At 58.6% G+C, this 19,338-nt stretch carries 17 protein-coding genes and 1 pseudogene; 11 read left to right on the top strand and 7 right to left on the bottom strand.

The genetic code is table 11. From position 1 onward, the window contains the following. Positions 1–77: 77 nt before the first annotated feature. Together dcm and ACJ8IN_RS04055 are read right to left on the bottom strand one after the other, a co-directional pair. On the bottom strand, positions 78–1,310 hold the full coding sequence (dcm, locus tag ACJ8IN_RS04060; RefSeq protein WP_072265088.1) for a DNA (cytosine-5-)-methyltransferase: 1,233 nt from the start codon (positions 1,308–1,310) through the stop codon (positions 78–80). Between the two features lie 80 nt (positions 1,311–1,390). Next, on the bottom strand, positions 1,391–2,110 hold the full coding sequence (locus tag ACJ8IN_RS04055) for an Eco47II family restriction endonuclease (protein ID WP_308325385.1): 720 nt from the start codon (positions 2,108–2,110) through the stop codon (positions 1,391–1,393). A gap of 306 nt (positions 2,111–2,416) precedes the next feature. On the opposite strand from ACJ8IN_RS04055, the pseudogene ACJ8IN_RS04050 reads away from it, so the two are divergent. After that, positions 2,417–3,467, top strand: a pseudogene (locus tag ACJ8IN_RS04050) (IS3 family transposase). A gap of 193 nt (positions 3,468–3,660) precedes the next feature. Here the strand turns inward: ACJ8IN_RS04050 and ACJ8IN_RS04045 are convergent. From ACJ8IN_RS04045 to ACJ8IN_RS04035, 3 genes are all read right to left on the bottom strand, one after another. Then, on the bottom strand, positions 3,661–4,422 hold the full coding sequence (locus tag ACJ8IN_RS04045) for an HNH endonuclease (RefSeq protein WP_308325386.1): 762 nt from the start codon (positions 4,420–4,422) through the stop codon (positions 3,661–3,663). Positions 4,423–4,590: 168 nt separating this feature from the next. Next, a complete protein-coding gene (locus tag ACJ8IN_RS04040; protein WP_308325387.1) occupies positions 4,591–4,899 on the bottom strand; it encodes a hypothetical protein in 309 nt (102 codons plus the stop codon). Beyond that, the gene (locus ACJ8IN_RS04035) at positions 4,794–5,063 is read right to left on the bottom strand and encodes an ash family protein (protein WP_442519482.1); all 270 of its coding nucleotides are present in this window, start codon (positions 5,061–5,063) and stop codon (positions 4,794–4,796) included. Before ACJ8IN_RS04035 ends, ACJ8IN_RS04040 begins: the two co-directional genes overlap by 106 nt. A 371-nt stretch (positions 5,064–5,434) precedes the next feature. On the opposite strand from ACJ8IN_RS04035, the gene ACJ8IN_RS04030 reads away from it, so the two are divergent. The 3 genes from ACJ8IN_RS04030 to ACJ8IN_RS04020 are packed head-to-tail and all read left to right on the top strand — an operon-like array spanning position 5,435 to position 6,837. Beyond that, positions 5,435–5,968 carry a type IV secretion protein Rhs gene (locus ACJ8IN_RS04030; RefSeq protein WP_308325389.1) on the top strand — a complete coding sequence of 178 codons (534 nt, stop codon included), beginning with the start codon at positions 5,435–5,437 and terminating at the stop codon, positions 5,966–5,968. An 11-nt stretch (positions 5,969–5,979) separates the two neighbouring features. Then, positions 5,980–6,405, top strand: a complete 426-nt coding sequence (locus ACJ8IN_RS04025; RefSeq protein WP_308325390.1) for a putative T6SS immunity periplasmic lipoprotein — start codon at positions 5,980–5,982, stop codon at positions 6,403–6,405. A gap of 12 nt (positions 6,406–6,417) precedes the next feature. Next, positions 6,418–6,837, top strand: a complete 420-nt coding sequence (locus tag ACJ8IN_RS04020; protein ID WP_103799008.1) for a putative T6SS immunity periplasmic lipoprotein — start codon at positions 6,418–6,420, stop codon at positions 6,835–6,837. A gap of 15 nt (positions 6,838–6,852) precedes the next feature. On the opposite strand, the gene ACJ8IN_RS04015 is transcribed toward ACJ8IN_RS04020, so the two are convergent. Continuing rightward, entirely contained in the window at positions 6,853–8,283 is a 1,431-nt protein-coding gene (locus ACJ8IN_RS04015; RefSeq protein WP_060427284.1) for a 6-phospho-beta-glucosidase, read from the bottom strand. Between the two features lie 16 nt (positions 8,284–8,299). Beyond that, positions 8,300–9,742, bottom strand: a complete 1,443-nt coding sequence (ascF, locus tag ACJ8IN_RS04010; protein ID WP_308325392.1) for a PTS cellobiose/arbutin/salicin transporter subunit IIBC — start codon at positions 9,740–9,742, stop codon at positions 8,300–8,302. A gap of 284 nt (positions 9,743–10,026) precedes the next feature. Between ascF and ACJ8IN_RS04005 the strand changes: the two genes are divergently transcribed. The 7 genes from ACJ8IN_RS04005 to ACJ8IN_RS03975 all read left to right on the top strand — a co-directional run bounded on the left by ACJ8IN_RS04005 (position 10,027) and on the right by ACJ8IN_RS03975 (position 19,335). Further along, on the top strand, positions 10,027–11,049 hold the full coding sequence (locus ACJ8IN_RS04005) for a LacI family DNA-binding transcriptional regulator (protein ID WP_154610363.1): 1,023 nt from the start codon (positions 10,027–10,029) through the stop codon (positions 11,047–11,049). A 111-nt stretch (positions 11,050–11,160) separates the two neighbouring features. Further along, the gene (locus ACJ8IN_RS04000; protein WP_033652802.1) at positions 11,161–12,039 is read left to right on the top strand and encodes a helix-turn-helix transcriptional regulator; all 879 of its coding nucleotides are present in this window, start codon (positions 11,161–11,163) and stop codon (positions 12,037–12,039) included. A 100-nt stretch (positions 12,040–12,139) separates the two neighbouring features. After that, positions 12,140–13,816, top strand: coding sequence for an ATP-binding cassette domain-containing protein (locus ACJ8IN_RS03995; protein WP_060423069.1), 1,677 nt, complete (start codon positions 12,140–12,142; stop codon positions 13,814–13,816). Beyond that, positions 13,806–15,443: an ATP-binding cassette domain-containing protein gene (locus tag ACJ8IN_RS03990; protein ID WP_049195544.1), complete on the top strand. Its 1,638-nt coding sequence runs from the start codon at positions 13,806–13,808 to the stop codon at positions 15,441–15,443. Before ACJ8IN_RS03995 ends, ACJ8IN_RS03990 begins: the two co-directional genes overlap by 11 nt. 87 nt (positions 15,444–15,530) lie before the next feature. After that, on the top strand, positions 15,531–17,669 hold the full coding sequence (locus tag ACJ8IN_RS03985) for a TonB-dependent siderophore receptor (RefSeq protein ID WP_190296750.1): 2,139 nt from the start codon (positions 15,531–15,533) through the stop codon (positions 17,667–17,669). Next, positions 17,669–17,917 carry a hypothetical protein gene (locus tag ACJ8IN_RS03980; RefSeq protein ID WP_033652804.1) on the top strand — a complete coding sequence of 83 codons (249 nt, stop codon included), beginning with the start codon at positions 17,669–17,671 and terminating at the stop codon, positions 17,915–17,917. Before ACJ8IN_RS03985 ends, ACJ8IN_RS03980 begins: the two co-directional genes overlap by 1 nt. Beyond that, on the top strand, positions 17,914–19,335 hold the full coding sequence (locus tag ACJ8IN_RS03975; RefSeq protein ID WP_060422620.1) for a PepSY-associated TM helix domain-containing protein: 1,422 nt from the start codon (positions 17,914–17,916) through the stop codon (positions 19,333–19,335). The genes ACJ8IN_RS03980 and ACJ8IN_RS03975 overlap by 4 nt, the downstream gene beginning before the upstream one ends. The last annotated feature ends 3 nt before the right edge of the window (positions 19,336–19,338 follow it).

Genomic DNA, 19,338 nt, shown 5'->3' with positions numbered 1-19,338 from the left:
AATTATTTAGGAGTAAATATAATGCACTCACATGTTGTAAGAATGGAAGGGTAGGCAGTTAAACCTACCCTATATGATTATCTTGTGTTTATTTTTTCTAAAAGATTCACAACAGATTTTCCAACAGCAAATGAGAGATTGACAGGAACAGCGTTTCCTATCTGCTTATATTTCGCAGAAATTGGCCCCTCAAATACCCAATCATCGGGGAACGTCTGTATTCTTGCATATTCACGCACTGTTAATGGTCTTGTTTCTTCCGGATGGCAACGCTCTGTTTGTTTCTGTGCAGGGGCACAGGTTAACGTTAGGCTTGGTTCATCCCAGGACAAGCGTCGTGCCATACCTGTTTTACCGCCACCTAAGTAAAAACTTTTGAGCATGTATTCTTTTTGGATGTCTTCTGGAAGGTCTCTCCAGTAACCACCTGGCGGAACCATGCTTAAGATCTCTGATTTTCTTTTAGGGTATTTCTGTCCCTCAGATTCTGGCACGTCGCAATCGTACAGTTCTCCCTTTTTTAAGGCATCTTTAAGAGTTAATACTTTGTTGTAAGAAGATGGCCATTCATAATCAATTCCATCAGCAAGATCATTCCTAATGGCGATTATAATCAAACGCTCACGTTTTTGCGGTACTTTATAGAAAATGGCCTTAAGAATTCTAGGCTCAAATAACGTGTAACCCAAATCGGCAATAATGTTTTTTATTGTTTCTAAAGTTCGACCTTCATCATGATTTAGTAATCCTCGCACGTTCTCGGCTAAAAGAATCTTTGGATTTGTTTCCTTAACTGCTCTAGCGAATTCGAAGAAGAGAGTTCCTCGGGTGTCTTCAAAGCCAAGTTTTTTGCCCGCATACGAGAATGCCTGGCACGGGAAACCACCTGCCAGTACATCGACGGTGTCTCTATAAGGAGTGAAGTCTACTTTGCTGACATCACCTTCAATAACGTTCCATTCAGGTCTGTTTCTTTTTAGTGTTTTACATGCATGAGAATCTATTTCATTTAACAAAACAGACTTTAAACCTGATTTTTCCAAACCTAAAGCCATACCTCCTGCACCAGCAAATAATTCCAATACAGTATAAGTGTTATTGCAAGATTTAGTCTCATCAGACCATTGGCTTTTAAATAAAAATTGAGCCTGCTCAAAATTTTTAAGCTGATCTATTCTATAAAAACGATAGTTATTCTCATCGTTTCGATGAGAAACTAACTTACCTGAAGTGTCCCAACGTCTTAAAGTTTCTTTTGACACACCTAGGATGTCTGCAACTTCCGAAAGTGAAAACTCTTCCTTTAACATATTTAGTAACCATGCCAACATTAGTCATGGTTACTACTGTATGGGTTTACATGGGCTTTGTCAAACATTGATCATGGTTATTAACCATAGGCGAGGCTAAAATACTGAATAAAGTTATCTTTATCAGGGATGGAGAAGTCTTCCTGCTCAAGACGCTCATTCAAAACATACTCAATTGCGTGCGGGAGAGCTGTATACAATTCTTTGAGCGCATCAGGCCTACCAGTAACTAGCTCATAGAAGCTTGCCCCATCAATAATTCGGATATTAGGATTGGAAGGGCACAATGTACCACTGCCTTTATTGGATGGGGTGAAAGGGATGTCGGATCTGACTGGTCTACGAGGGATTATATTTACAAAGTAAGCGCAATAATCCTTAAATCGGCTATGTTTTGGTGATACCAGCTCATCTAGTCCTTTGTACTTATCAGCTAAGTCACCACCAGTCACTGTAGAATATTTATTCTTCACTTCGGCGATGATTTTTCTCTCTTCATTGAGAAGATCAACGATTCCACCAATCCCCATGTCCTGCCATCCATCCACATGGCCGAGGATTTTTTGGTGAAAGGTACCCACATGATTCTGAATCGTCTTCTGCTGTTGTCGTGCAAGTTCGGAATTTCGCCACTCTTCATGGGATGAGAATCCCGGAGCCTCAAAAAGAGCCCCAAACGGGTCTATCACATTACTATTAAAAGTTTTCTCAGCGGTTTCTTTTTTCTTTTTAGCCTTTGTTAACAAATTTTCAACTTCGCTGAATAAGTTTTCATTGCTGATGTATTCTAGTAATGCCATGTCTTTTCCTCCATCACTCTTATAATTCAATAAGTTATTGGCGCAATAATCTTTGGAGCCAATTGGCGTTGTGACTAACAACGGAGCCGCTCTCAAAACGATATCGGAACAATTCTTCTCATCATAGCGGTTGTATGCATAGATGAGAACGACAATTAAGCACTAAATTATAGGGAGCGCGGATATTTGTTATATCGAGCCCTGAATGGCTTGTTCTGACCTGCCTCTCATTGATTAATGCTTAGTAATGCCTTTATAAACCACATGGAGACATCCCCATGAGGAAGCGTTTTTTCCGATAGACAGATCATCAGTATCCTCCGCGCAGCGGAAGCAAGAGTTTCTACCCGTGAGCTTTGACATAAGCACGCCATTTCCGATGCCGCGTTTTACACCTGGCGCAAGAAGTATGGCGGTATGGAGGTGCCCGAGGTTAAGCGTCTGAAGTCACTTGAGTAAGAGAACGCCAGACTCAAGAAGCGGCTTGCTGAAGCTATGCTGGATAAGGAGGCACTTCAGGTGGCTCTGGGGCGAAAGTACTGACGACAGACCAGAAGCGGGAAGCCGTTGAGTTTATGTGTGATGCGACCGGTCTGTCGCATCGTCGTGCCTGCAGGCTTACAGGTTTGTCCCTGTCGACCTGCCGCTATAAGGCTCAGCGTCCGGCGGCTGATGCGCATTTATCAGGGCGAATCACTGAGCTGGCACTTGGGCGCAGGCGCTTTGGCTACCGCCGTATCTGGCAGTTACTGTGCCGTGAAGGCCTTCAGGTTAATCACAAGCGCGTGTACCGCCTTTATCATCTCAGCGGGCTGAGCATAAAACGCAGACAACGTCGTAAAGGACTGGCAACGGAACGTCTGCCGCTGCCCCGCCCGGCAGCGCCCAACCTGACATGGTCGATGGATTTCGTTATGGACTCGCTGGCCACCGGTCGCAGGATAAAATACCTGACCTGTGTGGACGACTTCACGAAGGAGTGTCTGACAATTACCACCGCATTCGGGATTGCAGGTGTTCAGGTCACGCGTATTCTGGACAGCATTGCACTGTTTAGAGGTTATCCGGCGACGATAAGAACTGACCAGGGGGCGGAGTTCACTTGCCGCGCACTGATCAATAGGCCTTTGAGCATGGTGTTGAGTTGCGTTTAATCCAGCCGGACAAGCCAACGCAGAACGGATTTATAGAGAGCTTTAACGGACGATTTCGCGATGAATGTCTGAATGAGCACTGGTTCAGCGATATCGTTCACGCCAGGAAAATCATTTATGACTGGCGGCAGGATTATAACGAGTGTCGTTCACATTCGGCACTGAATTATCAGACGCCATCAGAGTTTGCAGCACGGTGGTGAAATGGAAAAAGTGAAGATAAACAAACCGACATTACTAACTGACGGTTGTATCTAATACTGGGGACAGGTCACGGCCTTCGCACGAAAAATGGCCACAGAAAGATGTTTCTTGTGCCTCTAGTCGGTTCTTCGTAACTCCCTATCTGACAATGCTAACTTAGCAAAATTGGATCTGTAGCGATGATATGTAAACCTAATTTCCAATAAAAATATTCTTTCTATGATAAGCAAGGTGAGCTTTATCTGGTGCATGGTTTATAGGGAGTCTGATTATTTTACCTTCATATTTATCGAAATTTTCCAGATAGATATTACTTTTCAACTGCTTGATTTTTTTTGACAGAACTAGTTTCAAATCTTCATCGAAAGTGATTAACCCACGGTCAAAAGCCTTATCGTGCAAACTGGACAGGCACAATCCGTTACTAGGGTTAAGGCGTTGTTCGATTGAGTGGCTCCAAGGCAGAATATGGCTAGCAACGAGTAATGCTGGTTCTTCTAATCCGGTTATGCAGCAACGATATTCGTAAGCTTCCAATACATTTTTGCGAAACAGGTTTTGGTCTACACGTGTTTTGACTGTAGAGAATTTATCTCTGCCACTGAAATCTTTTGGTTCTTCATCAAACTCAGTTGTTGTTGGTTTTTCCAGGTGTTCCATTGCCGTTTGGCATTGCTGATTGAACAAATCCATATCTTGGCTCATTTCTTTCCACAGCTCGCGATCGGCCTTGGAGGCCCCTTTCAAACCGCTGCGACCAGATTCGATGATGTACGGATCCAAGCTAGCTAAGTTAACCAGCTTCATTGCGAGTGCTGATGGCGTGCGTCCGATCAATTTTGCATAGTGGATTATTTCGGGATTTCTCGAATGAAGTTTGCCGAACGGAATCTGACTATACAGAGTGAAAGCGAGTAGTAATTCTTCCCTAGTCCAAAGTGTTGCGGCAGCCATGCATCAATATCCAGCAGTTAACTCATCGATTTACCGAATGCGTTAACTATGCCAGGTAGGGGAGGAAATGCCTACCTTGATGAATGCTTTTGTTGTGATATGTCAGTCAGATCTATTGGAAATCGTGGGTGAGAAGGGCGATGAGCATCGCCCTGATTGTCGCTTACGTTAGCTGTAGGCTTCCATTTCCCGTAGTGCCCGCCCATACAGGTTACACAGTGCAGGAACCAGGTGCGCCGTGGCGTTGAGGTAGCGATTCATCTGCTCCCAGCCCTCGGTATCCAGCTGCGGGTGCTTTTGCAGCAAATGGCCGAACAACATCAGGCCGTGGCACAGACCTTCCGCCTGCTCGGCAGAGAGTGCGGCCAGGTCTAAAAGTTCTGAAGGGTTAAAAGCGCTGAGATCGAGGTGGTTAAACAGTTGGCGATAAAGGGTAAGGGTGCTTGTGGTATTTTCGGTGATGGCGACATTTTCCATGTGTCTTTATCCTTAGTGTGTAGTATGCGTACTACCACATGAGACGCTAAACCCATGGTGGTAGCCCAAGCGGAGTTAGCGTTACCGGACACGAAGGAAACCGGCGCTTCTTGCGAAGCCCCCACTTGGGCCACCATAATTCTGGATGTTTTAAGCCCCAACATTATATACATAATGCTGCCTTGTGTAAGTGTTCGGAACGCTAACTCCGGCTGCGGATTTTACCGCAGCGAAAAAACTATAGCGTTATCAGTAAAAGGAAAAAATAAGCTGTATGGAATTACAGGTTGTTTACTCATGAGATTGGAATGCCGATCACAGTTTTTAATTTGTAATTCAGATCAATCAATTTGGATAATTCATTTTCTAATTGAATTATTAAACACGTGAATTTAGTTATCATGAAACACATTGAAGTGAATGAATGTAAAAAATATGGTGGGTATTTATCCTGCATGCCTAGGGTGCTATTATCAACCTCTTTGTTAATGCTTGCGGTAGTGAGTTTTTTAAATAATGACAGGGATGCACTACGATGGAAAAGACAGAGGGAGCTTTAAGGCTATTAACCTCCGGCGAGATCGGCCTTGCGAAGTTGGTATTTGGTGGTTCAATTATTTATGGAAAAGTCTGGGTTCATCACGATAGCTATTTCCCCTTTGGCTTGCAAAATCGAAACACTGCGATGTCCCCCAATGGTGAGCTGTACTTTAGAGACTGGTATGTGCCCGATTTCTCAAAGGAAGGTTATAGTCATAAACATCTTTTCATCCATGAGATGGTTCATGTTTGGCAATACCAGCGTGGTATGTGGGTTAAGGCTCGAGGTCTCTACAGTTGGTTGGCGAATTATAGTTATGAACTGGATGGCTCCAAGCTCCTAAAGAACTACGCTATGGAGCAACAGGCTCAGATCGTTGCTGATTATCATTTGTTGACCTCTTCAGGTTATGCTGTTTGGAGAAACCGCTTTGGTAAGGAAGTGACTTACAGCGGTAATGACTATACCGATGTGAGAAAAGTAAAAGAAAAATATGAGAAAGTGTTAGTCGGTTTTCCTTACAGGTAAGAGGATTGGGTATGAAGGCGAGACTGTTCTGTGCCGTTGTTGGTGTGACTTTGCTAAGCGCCTGTGTAGGCGATCGTCTCGATCAGCGCTATGCGCCAGATATCCCTATCTTTGCCCATGCTAAAGCGAATGGCGATATCTGCATCTCTCCGTCACCAAAAGAAAACGAAAGGCCAGATACGCTCTATCTCAGTGGCGATGCTGATGAGAAATTGATTGAGGTGGGGAATCAGGATCTTAAAAAGGGTATTTGCGTTACGCAGAACGATTACCCGTTTCAGGAAAATCATACCTACAGCATGAGGCTAAATTTTGTGCCGATTGAGAAGCGCAGAAACTTGCAGGATGTTTCCGGCAGAGCCTTTATTGCTCACTTCAAAGTGACAAAGCTCAATGGTGTTTACGAAATTGAAAATATCACACAGGGCAGCAGATAACGCAGGGACAAAATGAAACGGATCTTCCCCCTCGCATTTCCCTTCCTGCTCGCCAATTGCCCGTCGATAGGCGAACGTATCCCCGTAGACTATCCCGCTACCGCCAGCCTGCGTGAGGGCAAAGTATGCATCACCGCTCAGCCGCAGGGAGACGAAAAGCTTGCGGGCATCTCGATCTACCGATTGGATGAGGCGCAGAGCCGCACGTTCAAATTCTTCGAGCCGCTGCGGGATGTCGCCCCCAATCAGTGCGTCCCTGATGAGGGCTACGTATTTACGCCGGGGCAGCAATACCATTTCTCCGTGAAGCTGGTCTCCCAGAAGAAAGAACAGGCAGGTGAGTTCCCCTCTGCACGCGAATTCGTCGCCGAATTCGTTGTGCAACAGGAAGATAATCAACTTAGGTTGGAAGCCCTCCGCTTCCCTCGCTAACCCCACCGCCCAAACCTACCCCAAATCCCCCCCATTACTTGCGATCACCTTCTTATACCACCAGAACGATTTCTTGCGGGTGCGGGCGAGAGTGCCGTTGCCCTGGTCGTCGCGGTCGACGTAGACAAAGCCGTAGCGCTTGCTCATTTCGCCGGTTGAGGCGGCCACCAGGTCGATGCAGCCCCAGGTGGTGTAACCCAGCACTGGCACGCCGTCGGCGATGGCGTCTGCCATGGCGCGGATGTGTTCGCGCAGGTAGCTGATGCGGTAGTCGTCTTCTATCTCGCCTGCTGCATTGAACTCGTCGTGCGCGCCCAAGCCGTTTTCCACCAGAAACAGCGGCTTTTGGTAGCGGTCGTACATCATGTTCATGGTGATGCGCAGCCCCAGCGGATCGATGCCCCAGCCCCAGTCGCTGCGCGGCAGGTGCGGGTTCGCCAGCGATTTCACCACGTTGGCGGCGCTGCTGTTGTTGTCGTTCATGTCGGCGGATGCGCAGCGCGAGGCGTAGTAGCTGAAGGAGACGAAGTCGACGGTGTGCTTCAGGATGTCGGCGTCTTCCGGCGCCATCGCGATGCTCACGCCTTTCTCGCGGAAGACGCGGGCGGCGTAGGAGGGGTAAGCGCCGCGCGCCTGCACGTCGATAAAGAACAGGTTCTCGCGGTCTTTCTCCAGCGCGGCCCACACGTCTTCCGGCTTGCTGGACCACGGGTAGAAGTTGCCGCCGGCCAGCATGCAGCCCACCTGGTTGGCGGGGTTCACTTCGTGGGCGATGCGCGTCGCCAGCGCGCTGGCCACCAGTTCGTGGTGCGCGGCCTGGTATTTCACCTGTTCGGGGTTTTCGTTCGCTTCAAACACCAGCCCGGCGCCGGAGAACGGGCTGTGCAACAGGATGTTGATCTCGTTGAAGGTCAGCCAGTATTTCACCAGCCCGTCGAAGGCTTCAAAGCAGGTGCGGGCGTAGCGGGTGAAGAACTCCACCATCCTGCGGCTGCGCCAGGAACCGTATTCGGTCACCAGGTGCATCGGCACGTCGAAATGGCACAGGGTGACCAGCGGCTCGATGCCGTATTGGCGGCACTCTTCGAACAGGCTGCGGTAGAAGGCGATGCCTTCGGCGTTGGGCGTCAACTCGTCGCCGTTGGGGTAAATCCGGCTCCAGGCGATGGAGGTGCGGAACACGGTAAAGCCCATCTCCGCCATCAGCGCGATGTCGTCGCGGTAGCGGTGGTAGAAATCGATGGCGTCGTGGCTGGGGTAAAACTCGTCGTCGCGCAGGCTAAAGCGCTTCTCCAGCCCGAGTTTGACCGCCATGCGGTGCGGGCCGTGCGGGATCATATCGACGGTGGTCAGCCCTTTGCCGCCCTCGCGATAGCCGCCTTCCGCCTGGTTGGCGGCTAAAGCGCCGCCCCATAAAAATCCTGTCGGGAATGTTGAGTCAGACATGCAATCCTCTGGTGTCTCAATGCGTTGCGCTGGCGGCGTTCGCCGCCGGTGCGGTTTGGCCGGGCGCGGCGGCGTTTTCCGGCAGATCCTCGAAGCCCAGCATCAGCGTGAGCGCGAACGACAGCACCACCGAGAGCGCCATCACCGCCACCACCCACACGATGCTCATCGGGTTGGCCGGATCGAAGAACTGCACGCTGGTGAACAGCCCGGGCGAGGCCATCGAATGGCTGGCCAACCCGCCGATGCCGGCGACCGCGCCGCAGACGAAGCCGCTGATCAGGCTGGCGATCAGCGGCCGTTTCAGGCGCACCGCCACGCCGTACAGCGCCGGTTCGGAAATCCCCGCCACGATGGCGGAGGCGGCGGCGGCCAGCGCGGTCTGGCGCAGCTCGCGGTTCTTGGTTTTCAGCGCCACCGCCAGCGAAGCGCCGCCCAGCGACAGGTTGGCGCCGATCTCCGAAGGCATCACCATGCCCTCTTTGCCGGTCTCGGCGATGGTCTGGATGATGGTCGGGGTGAACACCCGGTGCATGCCGGTGATCACCAGCAGCGGCCAAATCGCCCCCATGATGGCCACGGAAAGCCAGCCCAGGTAGCCGTGCACGGTGTAGACCAGCGCAGAGATGCCGCTGCCGATCCAGATACCGAGCGGGCCGATAAGCAGAATGGCGATCGGCGCGGCGATCAGCACGATCAGCATCGGCTTGAGGAAGTTCTTGGTCACCGCCGGGGTGATGCGATCCACCCCGCGTTCGATGTGCGACAGGATCCAGGTCATCACCAGCGCCGGGATCACCGTGTAGGTGTATTTCACCGCCGTCACCGGGATGAAGGCGAATTCCACCGCCTGGCCCTGCGCCGCCTTGGCCATCAGATCGATAAAGTTGGGATGCACCAACACCCCGGCGATGGCGATCGCCAACGACATGTTGGTTTTGAACTTCAGCGCCGCCGAAGCGGCGACCATCACCGGCAGGAAGAAGAATGCGCCGTCGCCGATCACGTTGAGGATGACGAGGGTCGAGGAGCCTTTTTCGAATACCCCGGCCATGTCCAGGATCATCGCCAGCAGCTTCACCATCGAGCCGCCGATGATGGCGGGGATCAGGGGCGACATGGTGCCCACCAGCGCATCGAGAATGCCGGCGCCGATGCCCTTCAGGGTGAGTTGGCGTTTCACCGGGGCGGCGGGGGCCGCCGCGCCCGGCATGCCGAGCGCCAGCACCGCCTGATAGGCCTTGTCCACCTCGTTGCCGATGATCACCTGGCACTGCTCGCCGCTGTGCACCACGCCCAGCACGCCGTCGATGGCCTTCAGCGCCGGCGTGTCGATCCGCGTTTTGTCTTTCACCACGAATCTCAGGCGGGTCATGCAGTGGGTCACGGCCTCGATATTGCCCGTGCCGCCCAGGGCGGCCACGATGGCGTGCGAGATCTCTGCGTAGTTCTTCGGCATGGCGTGTCGTCTCTCAGATAGCAATTCGGATAGCCCAAAGGCGCATATTTACTGCCTGGGCGATCCGTCGTTCCATCCGTATGAAACGCCCATAAGAAACCGGTTTCACAAAATCATGTATTGGTGTTTTGTGGTTGGCAAGAACTATGATTTTTGGCGTTTCGTTTTCGTGATCTGGATCGTCAGAGGTGAGTGCGCACCGACGCTCAGGGGCGTGAAAGCGTTCCAAACGCCGGGCGTCTTGGGTAGACTGCGCTGAACCCATGGATTTTGGCGGCGCACAGATGGCAACGATACTCGAGGTGGCGAAAAAGGCCGGCGTTTCAAAGGCGACGGTGTCGCGCGTGTTGTCCGGCAGCGGCTATGTCAGCGAGGAGAAACGCGCGTTGGTGGCTAAAGCCATCGCGGAAACCGGCTATCGACCCAACCTGCTGGCGCGCAGCCTGGCGACCAACACCACTCAAACCCTCGGCCTGGTGGTCACCAATACCCTCTACAGCGGCAACTACTTCAGCGAACTGATGGCGCAGTCGGCGCGCATCATGGAGGCGAACGGCCGCCAACTGATCCTGGCGGACGGCAAGCACACCGCCGAAGAGGAGCGGGCCGCCATTCAGTTTTTGCTGGATCTGCGCTGCGACGGGGTGATCATCTATCCGCGTTTTCTGTCGATCGCGGAAATGGACGAGATCGTCTCCCAACACCGCCAGCCGATTCTGGTGATCAACCGGCGGCTGCGACTGAACGACAGCTACTGCATCTTCAGCGATCAGCACGCCGCCGGCGCGGCGGCGGTGGCGCACCTGATCGCCCGCGGGCATCGCGACATCGCCTTTATCACCGGCTCGCTTGATTCCCCCACCGGGCTGGAGCGGCTTTCCGGCTACAAGTCCGCGCTGGCGCAGCAGGGCATCGCGGTTAACGAGGCGTTGATCGTCGAGGGGAAATGGCACGCGCAAAGCGGCGTGGCGGCGGTCGATGCGCTGCTGGCCGGCGGGCAGCCGTTCAGCGCCATCGTCGCCGGCAACGACGAGATGGCCATCGGCGCGATGAAGCGGTTGGCGGAGCGCGGCGTGGCGGTGCCGGAGGCGGTATCGATCATCGGCTTCGACGACATCCCGCTGGCGCCCTATACCATGCCGTCGCTGTCGAGCATGAAGATGCCGGTCACCGAGATGATCCAGGAGACCATCAACCGCCTGCTGTCGATGCTGGACGGCGGCGAGCTGAGCAAGCGCCCCAGCTTCCCGGCCAGCCTGATCGAGCGCGAGTCGGTGGCGGCGGGGCCGTATTGGGGTGGTAACTGATCCATCCGCGCCTCAATAGACAAACCCGACGGCCGGCCTTATATTGCTAATGAGAATCACTATCAAAAACCTCGCCGACGGTCGGCGTCATCATTCACAGGCAGGGCGAACATGTCTACGTCCCCCCAGCGGTTACTGCAGGAATATCATCAGCAAGCGCAGGACTATGCGCTGTCGGACATGCTGCGTGCGCGGCGCGGCGTGTTGGCCGCCGATGTCGACATCGAGCTGGATGAACCCCACCGCGCGGGGCTGAAGATCGTGGTGATCCGCCGCGGGCGTCTGCGCTGTGAAAGCGGAACGGGGCCGCAGGTGGAGCTGAACGGCCCTTCGCTGTTGCTGGCCGCCGGGCGGGACGACTTCGTGTTGAACAACCTGTTCCAGGCCGGCGAACCGCTCGATTATACCCTGCTGCAGTTCTCAGCCGCCTGGCTGGAGCAGAACGATGTCCGCCTGCCGCCCGGCCTCGATGGGCGGCGGCATGCGCAGTTGGTGCCGCTGGCGGCGCCGACAGCGCTGATCGGCCAGGCCCGGCAACTGTTCGCCTGCCCGCTGCACGAGTCGCAGCGCGGGCTGTGGTTCAGCGCCAGGGCCAACGAGCTGGCGGCGCATTGCCTGCATCAATGCTGGAACCGCAGCGCTGCCGCGCCGTCTGTTGGCGTGCACCTGGCCGCGCGCGATGTGGCGCGCCTGCAGCTGGCGCGCGAAATCCTGTTGGCGGAGATGGAGCAGCCGCCGAGCCTGGATCAACTGGCTCAGCGCGCCGGGTTGAACACCCGCAAACTCACGCAAGGGTTCCGCCAGCTGTTTGGCGCCAGCGTATTCGGCCTGCTGCAGGAGCACCGGCTGCAAACCGCTTGGCGCTTGCTGAGCGAGCAGGATCTGCACGTTTCCACCGTCGCCTGGCAGGTGGGTTATACGCCGGCGCACTTCTCCGTCGCCTTCCGCAAGCGTTTCGGCGTCATGCCCTGCGACGTCAAAAAGCGTTAGCCACGCAATCGAAAGAAAAAGTCTCGCCGGCGAAAGCCTTTACGGATGAGGACGTCCGCCGCTTTTGGCTACAGTAAGCGCCTTTGCCGTGGAGGATCTCATGCTGAGTGACCTGCGGGCGCTGACGCGTCCTTTCCGCATCATGCTGTATTCCGCGCTGGCGCTGCAGGCGCTGGCCGGCGTCAGTTCGCTGTTTCCCTGGCTGGCGATCGCCCGGCTGGTGGACGCCGATCCGGCGGCCTATCCCTTCTGGCTTGGCGTCGCCGCCGGTGGCCTGGCGCTGTGGCTGTTCGCCCAAACGCTGGCGCTGCACCTCACTCATCTGCTCGACGCGCGTTTGTGTCATCGGCTGCGCAGCCAATTGGCCGCCAAGCTGGCGCGTCTGCCGCTGAACTGGTTTGTGCGGCAGGGCGAGAGCGGCGCAGCCCGGGCGCTGTCGCAGGACATTCAGGCGCTGCATCAGCTGGTGGCCCATGCGCCGGCGGAGTTGGTGCAGCTGGCCGTGGTACCCGGCTGCGCGCTGGCGCTGCTGGCGGCGGTGCAGTGGCCGCTGCTGCTGTTCGCGCTGATACCTTTGCTGGCGGCCGCGCTGCTGTTTCGCGTCATCCGTTCGCCGCGCCTGCGGCCGGCGTTTGAACAACGCGATCGGGCGTTTCGGCAGTTGAACGACGATTATCGGCAGCTGGCGGCGCATCCGCTGTTGGCGCGCCAGTTTCCCGGTGCGGGCATCGAAGCGCGTGCGCGGCAGAGCCTGCGGGGCTTTCTCGCCGCCTTTCACCGTTGGCTGCGGCGTATCGGCGCGCTCGGCGCCGTGACCCAATTACTGCTCAGCGCCGCGCTGTCGGCCGGTTGGCTGTTGCTCGGCGCCCGCTGGCTGGTGCCCAATCTCACGCTGGCGGAGCTGGCGCTGTTCGTGTTGCTGTTGCGCAGCGTGGCGCAACCGGTGATGGCGATGGGGCACGGCGGCGATGCATTGCGTGCGGCGACGCTGGCCGCCGGCCGCATTCGGGCGCTGCTGGCGCATCCCGAAATACGCTGGGGAGGGCGCTCGACGATCGCTTCGGCGCCGCAGGGGGCGGCGCTGCAGCTGAGCGATCTCGGTTGCCGGCAGGACGAACGCTGGTTGCTGCAGGGCGTCAATCTGGCCGTCGAACCGGGGGAATGGCTGGCGATTGTCGGGGCGTCGGGCAGCGGTAAAAGCACGCTGCTGCGGTTGATCGCCCGTTATAGCGAGCCGGATAGCGGAACGGTATCGCTCGACGGCGTGCTCGCCGACGCGTTCTCGGCGCAGGCATTCAATCAGATGGTGGCCGTGGTGCCGCAGGAGAATACGCCGCCGGCGATGTCGCTGCGCGACAACCTGACGCTGTTCGTCGACGGGGCCGACGATGCGCAGCTGCGGCGCGTGCTGGCCGCGCTGGGGCTGGCGGCGCGTTTGCAGGATAGGTTGGACGATACGCCTTCGCTTTCCGGCGGGGAGGCGCAGTGTCTCGCCATCGCCCGGGCGTTGCTGGCGCGGCGGCCGCTGCTGTTGGCCGACGAACCGACTTCGGCGCAGGATCGGCAAAATCGCGAACGCATTCTGACGGCGCTGGCGCAGCTGCCCGCCACCCGGCTGGTGGCAACGCACGACGCGGAACTGTGCCGCCGCGCCGATCGGGTGGCGGTGCTGGCGGAGGGGCGGTTGCTGGCGGTCGGCACGCCCGCCGAGCTGGCGGATCATCCGGCATTGTTGGCGGCGTTGGCCGAGCGCCAGGAGGCGGACGATGAAGTTTGAGTTGGTGAAAGCGTTGGCCCCGGCGCTGTTGCTGATGGCGCTGGCCGCCGCGTTGGATGGCGTCTGCGCCTTGCTGCTGGCGGCAGCGGTGGCGAACTGGCAGCAAAATCCCGGCCATTGGCTAGGGCTGCTGGCGCTGGCTACGCCTCTCTTGCTGGCGGTGCAGTATGCGGCGGCCTCCCGCGGTTTCTTCGCCGGCGGCGCGGTGATGAGCGCGTTGCTGCGGGCGCTGTTCCGCCGTCTGCCGCGCGCGCTGTCGCCGCAGGAGCAGGCACCGGGTCTGTTGGCCGGGGCCATCGGTCAGACGATGTCGGCACCCGCGCACCTGCTGGCGCCGTTGGTTGGCGCGGTCGTCACGCCGCTGGCGCTGATCGCCGGGCTGGCCTGCCTGAGCCCGGGAGTGGCGCTGATGCTGCTGGCGGCCTGCGTGCTGTTGATGCTGGTGTTGCGCGGTTCGGCGGCCCGGCTGCACCGGCGAGAGCGAGAGCTTGGGGAGGCCAATCAGAGTATTGAAGGGGCGCTGATGCAGTTTGCCCGTCATCAGGCATTGCTGCGCTTCGGCTACGGGCAGGCGGCCGCCGCCGAGGCGTTGACGCAACGGTTGGATGACCATCATCGGGCGCACGCCGCGCTGCTGCGCCAAAGCTTGCCATATCACCTGTTGTTCAGCGCCGGGCTGCAGCTGACGCTGTTGGCGGCATTGTGGTTCGGTGCCCATGAGGTGCTGGCGCAGCGCCTGAACGTCGCCCAATGGCTGGCGCTGATGATTGTCCTGGCCCGCTTGTTGGAGCCGTTGCTTCAGCTTTCTCACCTCGATCAGGCGCTGCGTCAGTTGAAGAGCGCGTGGGCGCAACTGCGGCAGGCGCTGGCGTCGCCCGCGTTGCCGCTGCCGGAACGGGACGGCGCGGCGCCGCAGGACGACGGCATCGCGCTTGAGGCGCTGAGCCTGGCGGCGGCGCACGGCGGCTGGCGGCTGCGGGAAATAGGCGGAGCCTGTGCCGCCGGAGAGATGTTGGCGATCGTCGGCCCTTCGGGCGCCGGCAAAAGCAGCCTGCTGAGCCTGATGGCGCGCACGCAGGATCCGACGGCGGGGCGGGTGTTCTACGGCGGCCGTGACGTGCGCGCGCTGTCGGCGCGGCAATTGGCGGGCGGTCGCGGCGTGATGTGGCAAGACAATCGCCTGCTGCGCGGCAGCGTGCGCTGGAATCTGACCCAGGGGCGAACGGATATCGGCGATGAGCGTCTGCTGGCGCTGTTGGCGGCGCTGGATCTGCCGCCCGACGTGCTGGAAGAAGAGGTCGGCAGCGACGGCGATCGTTTCTCCGGCGGGCAGAAGCAACGGCTGTGCCTGGCGCGCACGCTGCTGCAGGGGGCGCCACGATTGTTGTTGGACGAACCGGGCGCCAGTCTGGATCTGCGCAACGCCGAGCGCGTGGCGGCCCTGCTGGCCGGCTGGCCCGGCACGCGGGTCGTCGTCACCCACGATCCCGCGTTGGCCTGTCGGGCGGATCGAGTGTGGGTGCTGGAAGGCGGGCGGCTGACGGCGGCGGGCAGCCCGGATGCGCTGCGCGAGGCGGGGGGCTGGTTCGCCCGTTTCTGCCAGGCGAAAATGACCGGCGATCGATAGAGAAACTCCGGCAATCGAAAAAGTCGCGGCGGCCGTTTTGTTAGATTGATAACGATTATCATTTAACAATAACAATCAGGGAAAAACATGCGACTCATTCACCTCTCACCAGTGGCGGCCGCGATGCGCCGCGGCGCGTTGCTGTGCGCGCTGTGCGGCACCGGGGCGCTGGCGCAGGATGCGCCGGCCAAAACGGACGTAAAAGAAGATACCCTCACCGTGACCGCCGGCGCGGCGGCGCGGGATGACTATGTGGCTCCCGGCGTCACCACGCTGGGGAAAATCCCGCTGAAACCGCGTGAAGTGGCCCAGTCGGTCAGCGTGATCGATCGCCAGCAGATGGAGCAGCAGAATCTCACATCGCTGGATGCGGTGATGACGCGCGCCACCGGCGTCACCAGCGCCCCCTTCGTGTTGCTGACCACCGCGTGGTATGCGCGCGGCTTCAAGATCGATTCGTTCGAACTGGACGGCGTGCCGACGCTGCTGGGCAATACCGCCAGCTCGCCGCAGGACATGGCGGTGTATGAGCGGGTGGAGATCCTGCGCGGCTCCAACGGCCTGCTGCACGGGCTCGGCAACCCGGCGGCCACGGTCAACATGGTGCGCAAGCACGGACTGGCGCAAAACCGCGCGCAGTTTACCGCCAGCGCCGGGAGCTGGAATCAGTATCGCGGCGAAGCGGACGTGGGCGGCCCGCTGAACGCGTCGGGCAGCGTGCGCGGCCGTGCGGTGATGGCATGGGAAGATCGCGATTATTTCTATCGCGTCTCGGATCAGAAAACCCGTTTGCTGTATGCCACCGTCGACGCCGATCTGACGCCGGATACCCTGCTGCGTGTCGGCGCGCAGTACCAAACCATCGATTCCGTCACCAATATGGCCGGGGTGCCGATGGGGAAAGACGGCAGCGATCTGCACCTGCCGCGCAGCACCTATCTGGACGTGGACTGGGATCGCTTCAAATGGGACACCACGCGGCTGTTCGCCGCGGTGGAGCATCGGCTGAACGACGACTGGCAGGCCAAGCTGAGCGGCGACTATCTGCACGCCAAGTCTCGCCTGCTGTATGCCGGCGCTTGGGGCAACGTCGATCCGGCCACCGGCGACGGCGCGGCGCTGATGGGCGGCGCCTATCGTTTTCGCAATCAGCAGCTGGGGCTGGACGCCAGCCTGAACGGCAAGATCGACGCCTGGGGGTTGCGGCACGAGCTGGTCGTCGGCGCCAGCTACACCCATGCCGAAGAAGAACAGTTCACCGCACGGTTTGATTCGGTGTTTCAGGTGCCGGTGAACGTCTACCGCTGGGATCCGCACGGCGTGCCGAAGCCAGCGATCGGCGCTTACAGCTCGCCGGGGTCGACCAAAACCGTTCAGCACGGGGTGTACGGCATGGGCCGCATTAAACTGGCGGAGCCGCTGACGCTGGTGGCCGGCGCGCGCGAAAGCTGGTGGCAACTGCGTTCGCCCAGCGACACTCTGGAAGAGAACGCGCGTCTGACCCCCTACGGCGGCCTGATCTGGGATTTCGCCAAAGACTGGTCGTGGTATGCCAGCTACGCCACGGTGTTTCAGCCGCAGAGCGGCAAAACCTGGAGCGGGCAGATGCTTAAGCCGGTGGAGGGCCGCACGTTGGAAAGCGGGGTGAAGACGTCGCTGATGAATGGCGCGCTCAACCTCTCGGCCGCGGCGTTCCGCATCGATCTGGAGAACAACCCGCAGGTGGATCCCGATCACCCGGGCGGCGGTTTCGATACCTGGTATATCAGCGGCGGCAAGGCTCGCAGTGAAGGCCTCGAGCTGGAAGGGCGCGGATACCTCACGCCATGGTGGGACGTCACGCTCGGCTACACCTATACCGACACGCGCTACACCCGCGACGCCGGCAACCAGGGGCGCGCCTACAACAGCCTGACGCCGCGTCATATGCTGCGGCTGTGGAGCGATTACGACCTGCCGTGGGATCAGCGCAAGTGGAGCATCGGCGGCGGCATCCAGGCGCAGAGCGCGTTCAGCAGCGCCAATGGCGCGACGACGCTGCGCCAGGGCGGCTATGCGCTGGTCAACGCACGGCTGGGGTATCGCATCGACGAGACCTGGTCGGCGGCGCTCAACGTCAACAATCTGTTCGATCGCCGCTACTACGCCGGGCTTTTCTCGCCGCAGTGGAACAACCGTTACGGTGAACCGCGCAACCTGATGTTCACCGTCAAGGCCGAGTTTTGATGAATATGCGCGTATGGGCGGCGTGCCTCGGCAGCGCCATGGGGGGCGTTACCCTGGCGCTGCTGTTGGCGCGCGGCTATCCCTCGGCCGACCCGCTCGATCGGCTTTACGGCGCGCTGTTTCTGGCGTTGTTCGGCGGCATCGCGTTGCTGACGTATAGCCTGCTGGCGCCGGACTGGCGTCGCACGCTGCTGCGCGCCTGGTTGTGGTGGCCGCTGCCGCTGGCGCTGCTGGAGGCGTGGCGATGAACGCCGTCGCGCGACGGGCTTTGGCGTCGCTGCATCGGGGTTGCGGCGCGTTGTTCGGCTGCGCGCTGTTCGTGGTCCTGTTCACCGGCTGCTGGAGCCTGGCTGGCGACAGCTTCACGCTGTGGTGGAACGGCGTGACGATGAGCGGCGAGCAACGGCCGTTGGCGCAGCTGCTGGACGACGCGAAAGCCTACGGTGAAGACGGCGCGGCGCCTTACGTCATGCTGCCGAGCGCGCGTTATCCGGTGATTCGCTTTTGCCGCGCCCCGGACGACTGCGCCCTCGCGCTGAGCGCCGTCAGCGGGCGGCTGGTCAGCCTGACGGCACCTACCACGCTGTTGGTGACGCTGCACAAGAACCTGTTTCTCGGCTTTCCCGGTCGGGTGTTTCTCAGTTTGTTCGGCATCGCGTTCGCTTTGCTGCTGATCAGCGGGATTGCGCTGCATGGTCGACGGCTGCGCCAGCTGTTGCAGCTGCGGCGGCGTCAGGGGCTGCGGGTGCTGCTGTTCGATCTGCACAATCTGTTGGGGCTTTGGTGCTATCCGTGGCTGGTGATGTTCGCTTTGACCGGCGCGTTATCCGGCCTCGGCGCGCTCGGTACTGTGCTGCTGGCCGACCGCGTCAGCCCTGGTGCGCCGCAGCGGGTGATGGCGCAGCTGATGGGCGGTGCGCAACCTGCACCGCCCTTGCCTGACGCCGGGCGTACTCTTGCGCAGACGATGGCGGCGCTGCGGCGCCAGGCACCGGAATTTACGCCGCAAACCCTGCAGCGCGCGCCGGATGGTGCATTGCTGGCGGTGGGCGGCGTCACTCGCGGTATTCCCAGCAGCGCGCTGTTCGAGCAATTTCGTTTCGGCAGCGGCGAGCAGCCGGCGCTGATGCGGCGCAGCGCCGCTCATCAGGGGCCATGGACGCGCGCGTTCATCGCCGTTCAGCCGCTGCACTATGGCCAATACGCCTGGTTGCCGCGGGCGGCGGCGGCGGTGAGCGCGCTGCATTTTTTGGCCGGGTTCGGCGCGGCGACGCTGGCGCTGAGCGGGCTGGGATTGTGGTGCCTACGGCAGCCGCAGCGCCGTGCCGCGCGCTTTATCACCGGCGTCTGCTGTGGTCTGACGGTGGCGGGAAGTCTGCTGTTGGCCGCCCGGCCGCTGGCGGCGTTCCCTGCCGCCTGGCTGTTTTGGGGAATGTGGGGCGCGGTGGCGCTGTTGGCGTGGCGAGTTTGGCCGGGGTGGTTATTGTTCCTCAGCGGAATGGCCAGCGGTACGGCGCTGCTGGTGGCGGCGCTCGGCCATATGCTCAGCGCCGGCCCCGGCCTGTACTGGCTGGACAGCGCTTTACTGTTAGTCAGCGCGGCTCTGTTCGCCGCCGGCTCCTTGTTATGGCAATCGCGCGGTGCCTGGCCGCGCCAATTGGAGTAAAAC

This window comes from Serratia sp. CY31944 (assembly GCF_052169175.1).
Classification (GTDB): domain Bacteria; phylum Pseudomonadota; class Gammaproteobacteria; order Enterobacterales; family Enterobacteriaceae; genus Serratia; species Serratia sarumanii.
This window is presented reverse-complemented; position numbering and strand designations above follow the sequence as displayed.

What these genes read in the sequence shown, in the direction of transcription:
- dcm (WP_072265088.1), bottom strand. Translation starts at nt 1,310, where the DNA reads ATGTTAAAGGAAGAGTTTTCACTTTCGGAAGTTGCAGACATCCTAGGT.
- ACJ8IN_RS04055 (WP_308325385.1), bottom strand. Translation starts at nt 2,110, where the DNA reads ATGGCATTACTAGAATACATCAGCAATGAAAACTTATTCAGCGAAGTT.
- ACJ8IN_RS04045 (WP_308325386.1), bottom strand. Translation starts at nt 4,422, where the DNA reads ATGGCTGCCGCAACACTTTGGACTAGGGAAGAATTACTACTCGCTTTC.
- ACJ8IN_RS04040 (WP_308325387.1), bottom strand. Translation starts at nt 4,899, where the DNA reads ATGGAAAATGTCGCCATCACCGAAAATACCACAAGCACCCTTACCCTT.
- ACJ8IN_RS04035 (WP_442519482.1), bottom strand. Translation starts at nt 5,063, where the DNA reads ATGTTGGGGCTTAAAACATCCAGAATTATGGTGGCCCAAGTGGGGGCT.
- ACJ8IN_RS04030 (WP_308325389.1), top strand. Translation starts at nt 5,435, where the DNA reads ATGGAAAAGACAGAGGGAGCTTTAAGGCTATTAACCTCCGGCGAGATC.
- ACJ8IN_RS04025 (WP_308325390.1), top strand. Translation starts at nt 5,980, where the DNA reads ATGAAGGCGAGACTGTTCTGTGCCGTTGTTGGTGTGACTTTGCTAAGC.
- ACJ8IN_RS04020 (WP_103799008.1), top strand. Translation starts at nt 6,418, where the DNA reads ATGAAACGGATCTTCCCCCTCGCATTTCCCTTCCTGCTCGCCAATTGC.
- ACJ8IN_RS04015 (WP_060427284.1), bottom strand. Translation starts at nt 8,283, where the DNA reads ATGTCTGACTCAACATTCCCGACAGGATTTTTATGGGGCGGCGCTTTA.
- ascF (WP_308325392.1), bottom strand. Translation starts at nt 9,742, where the DNA reads ATGCCGAAGAACTACGCAGAGATCTCGCACGCCATCGTGGCCGCCCTG.
- ACJ8IN_RS04005 (WP_154610363.1), top strand. Translation starts at nt 10,027, where the DNA reads ATGGCAACGATACTCGAGGTGGCGAAAAAGGCCGGCGTTTCAAAGGCG.
- ACJ8IN_RS04000 (WP_033652802.1), top strand. Translation starts at nt 11,161, where the DNA reads ATGTCTACGTCCCCCCAGCGGTTACTGCAGGAATATCATCAGCAAGCG.
- ACJ8IN_RS03995 (WP_060423069.1), top strand. Translation starts at nt 12,140, where the DNA reads ATGCTGAGTGACCTGCGGGCGCTGACGCGTCCTTTCCGCATCATGCTG.
- ACJ8IN_RS03990 (WP_049195544.1), top strand. Translation starts at nt 13,806, where the DNA reads ATGAAGTTTGAGTTGGTGAAAGCGTTGGCCCCGGCGCTGTTGCTGATG.
- ACJ8IN_RS03985 (WP_190296750.1), top strand. Translation starts at nt 15,531, where the DNA reads ATGCGACTCATTCACCTCTCACCAGTGGCGGCCGCGATGCGCCGCGGC.
- ACJ8IN_RS03980 (WP_033652804.1), top strand. Translation starts at nt 17,669, where the DNA reads ATGAATATGCGCGTATGGGCGGCGTGCCTCGGCAGCGCCATGGGGGGC.
- ACJ8IN_RS03975 (WP_060422620.1), top strand. Translation starts at nt 17,914, where the DNA reads ATGAACGCCGTCGCGCGACGGGCTTTGGCGTCGCTGCATCGGGGTTGC.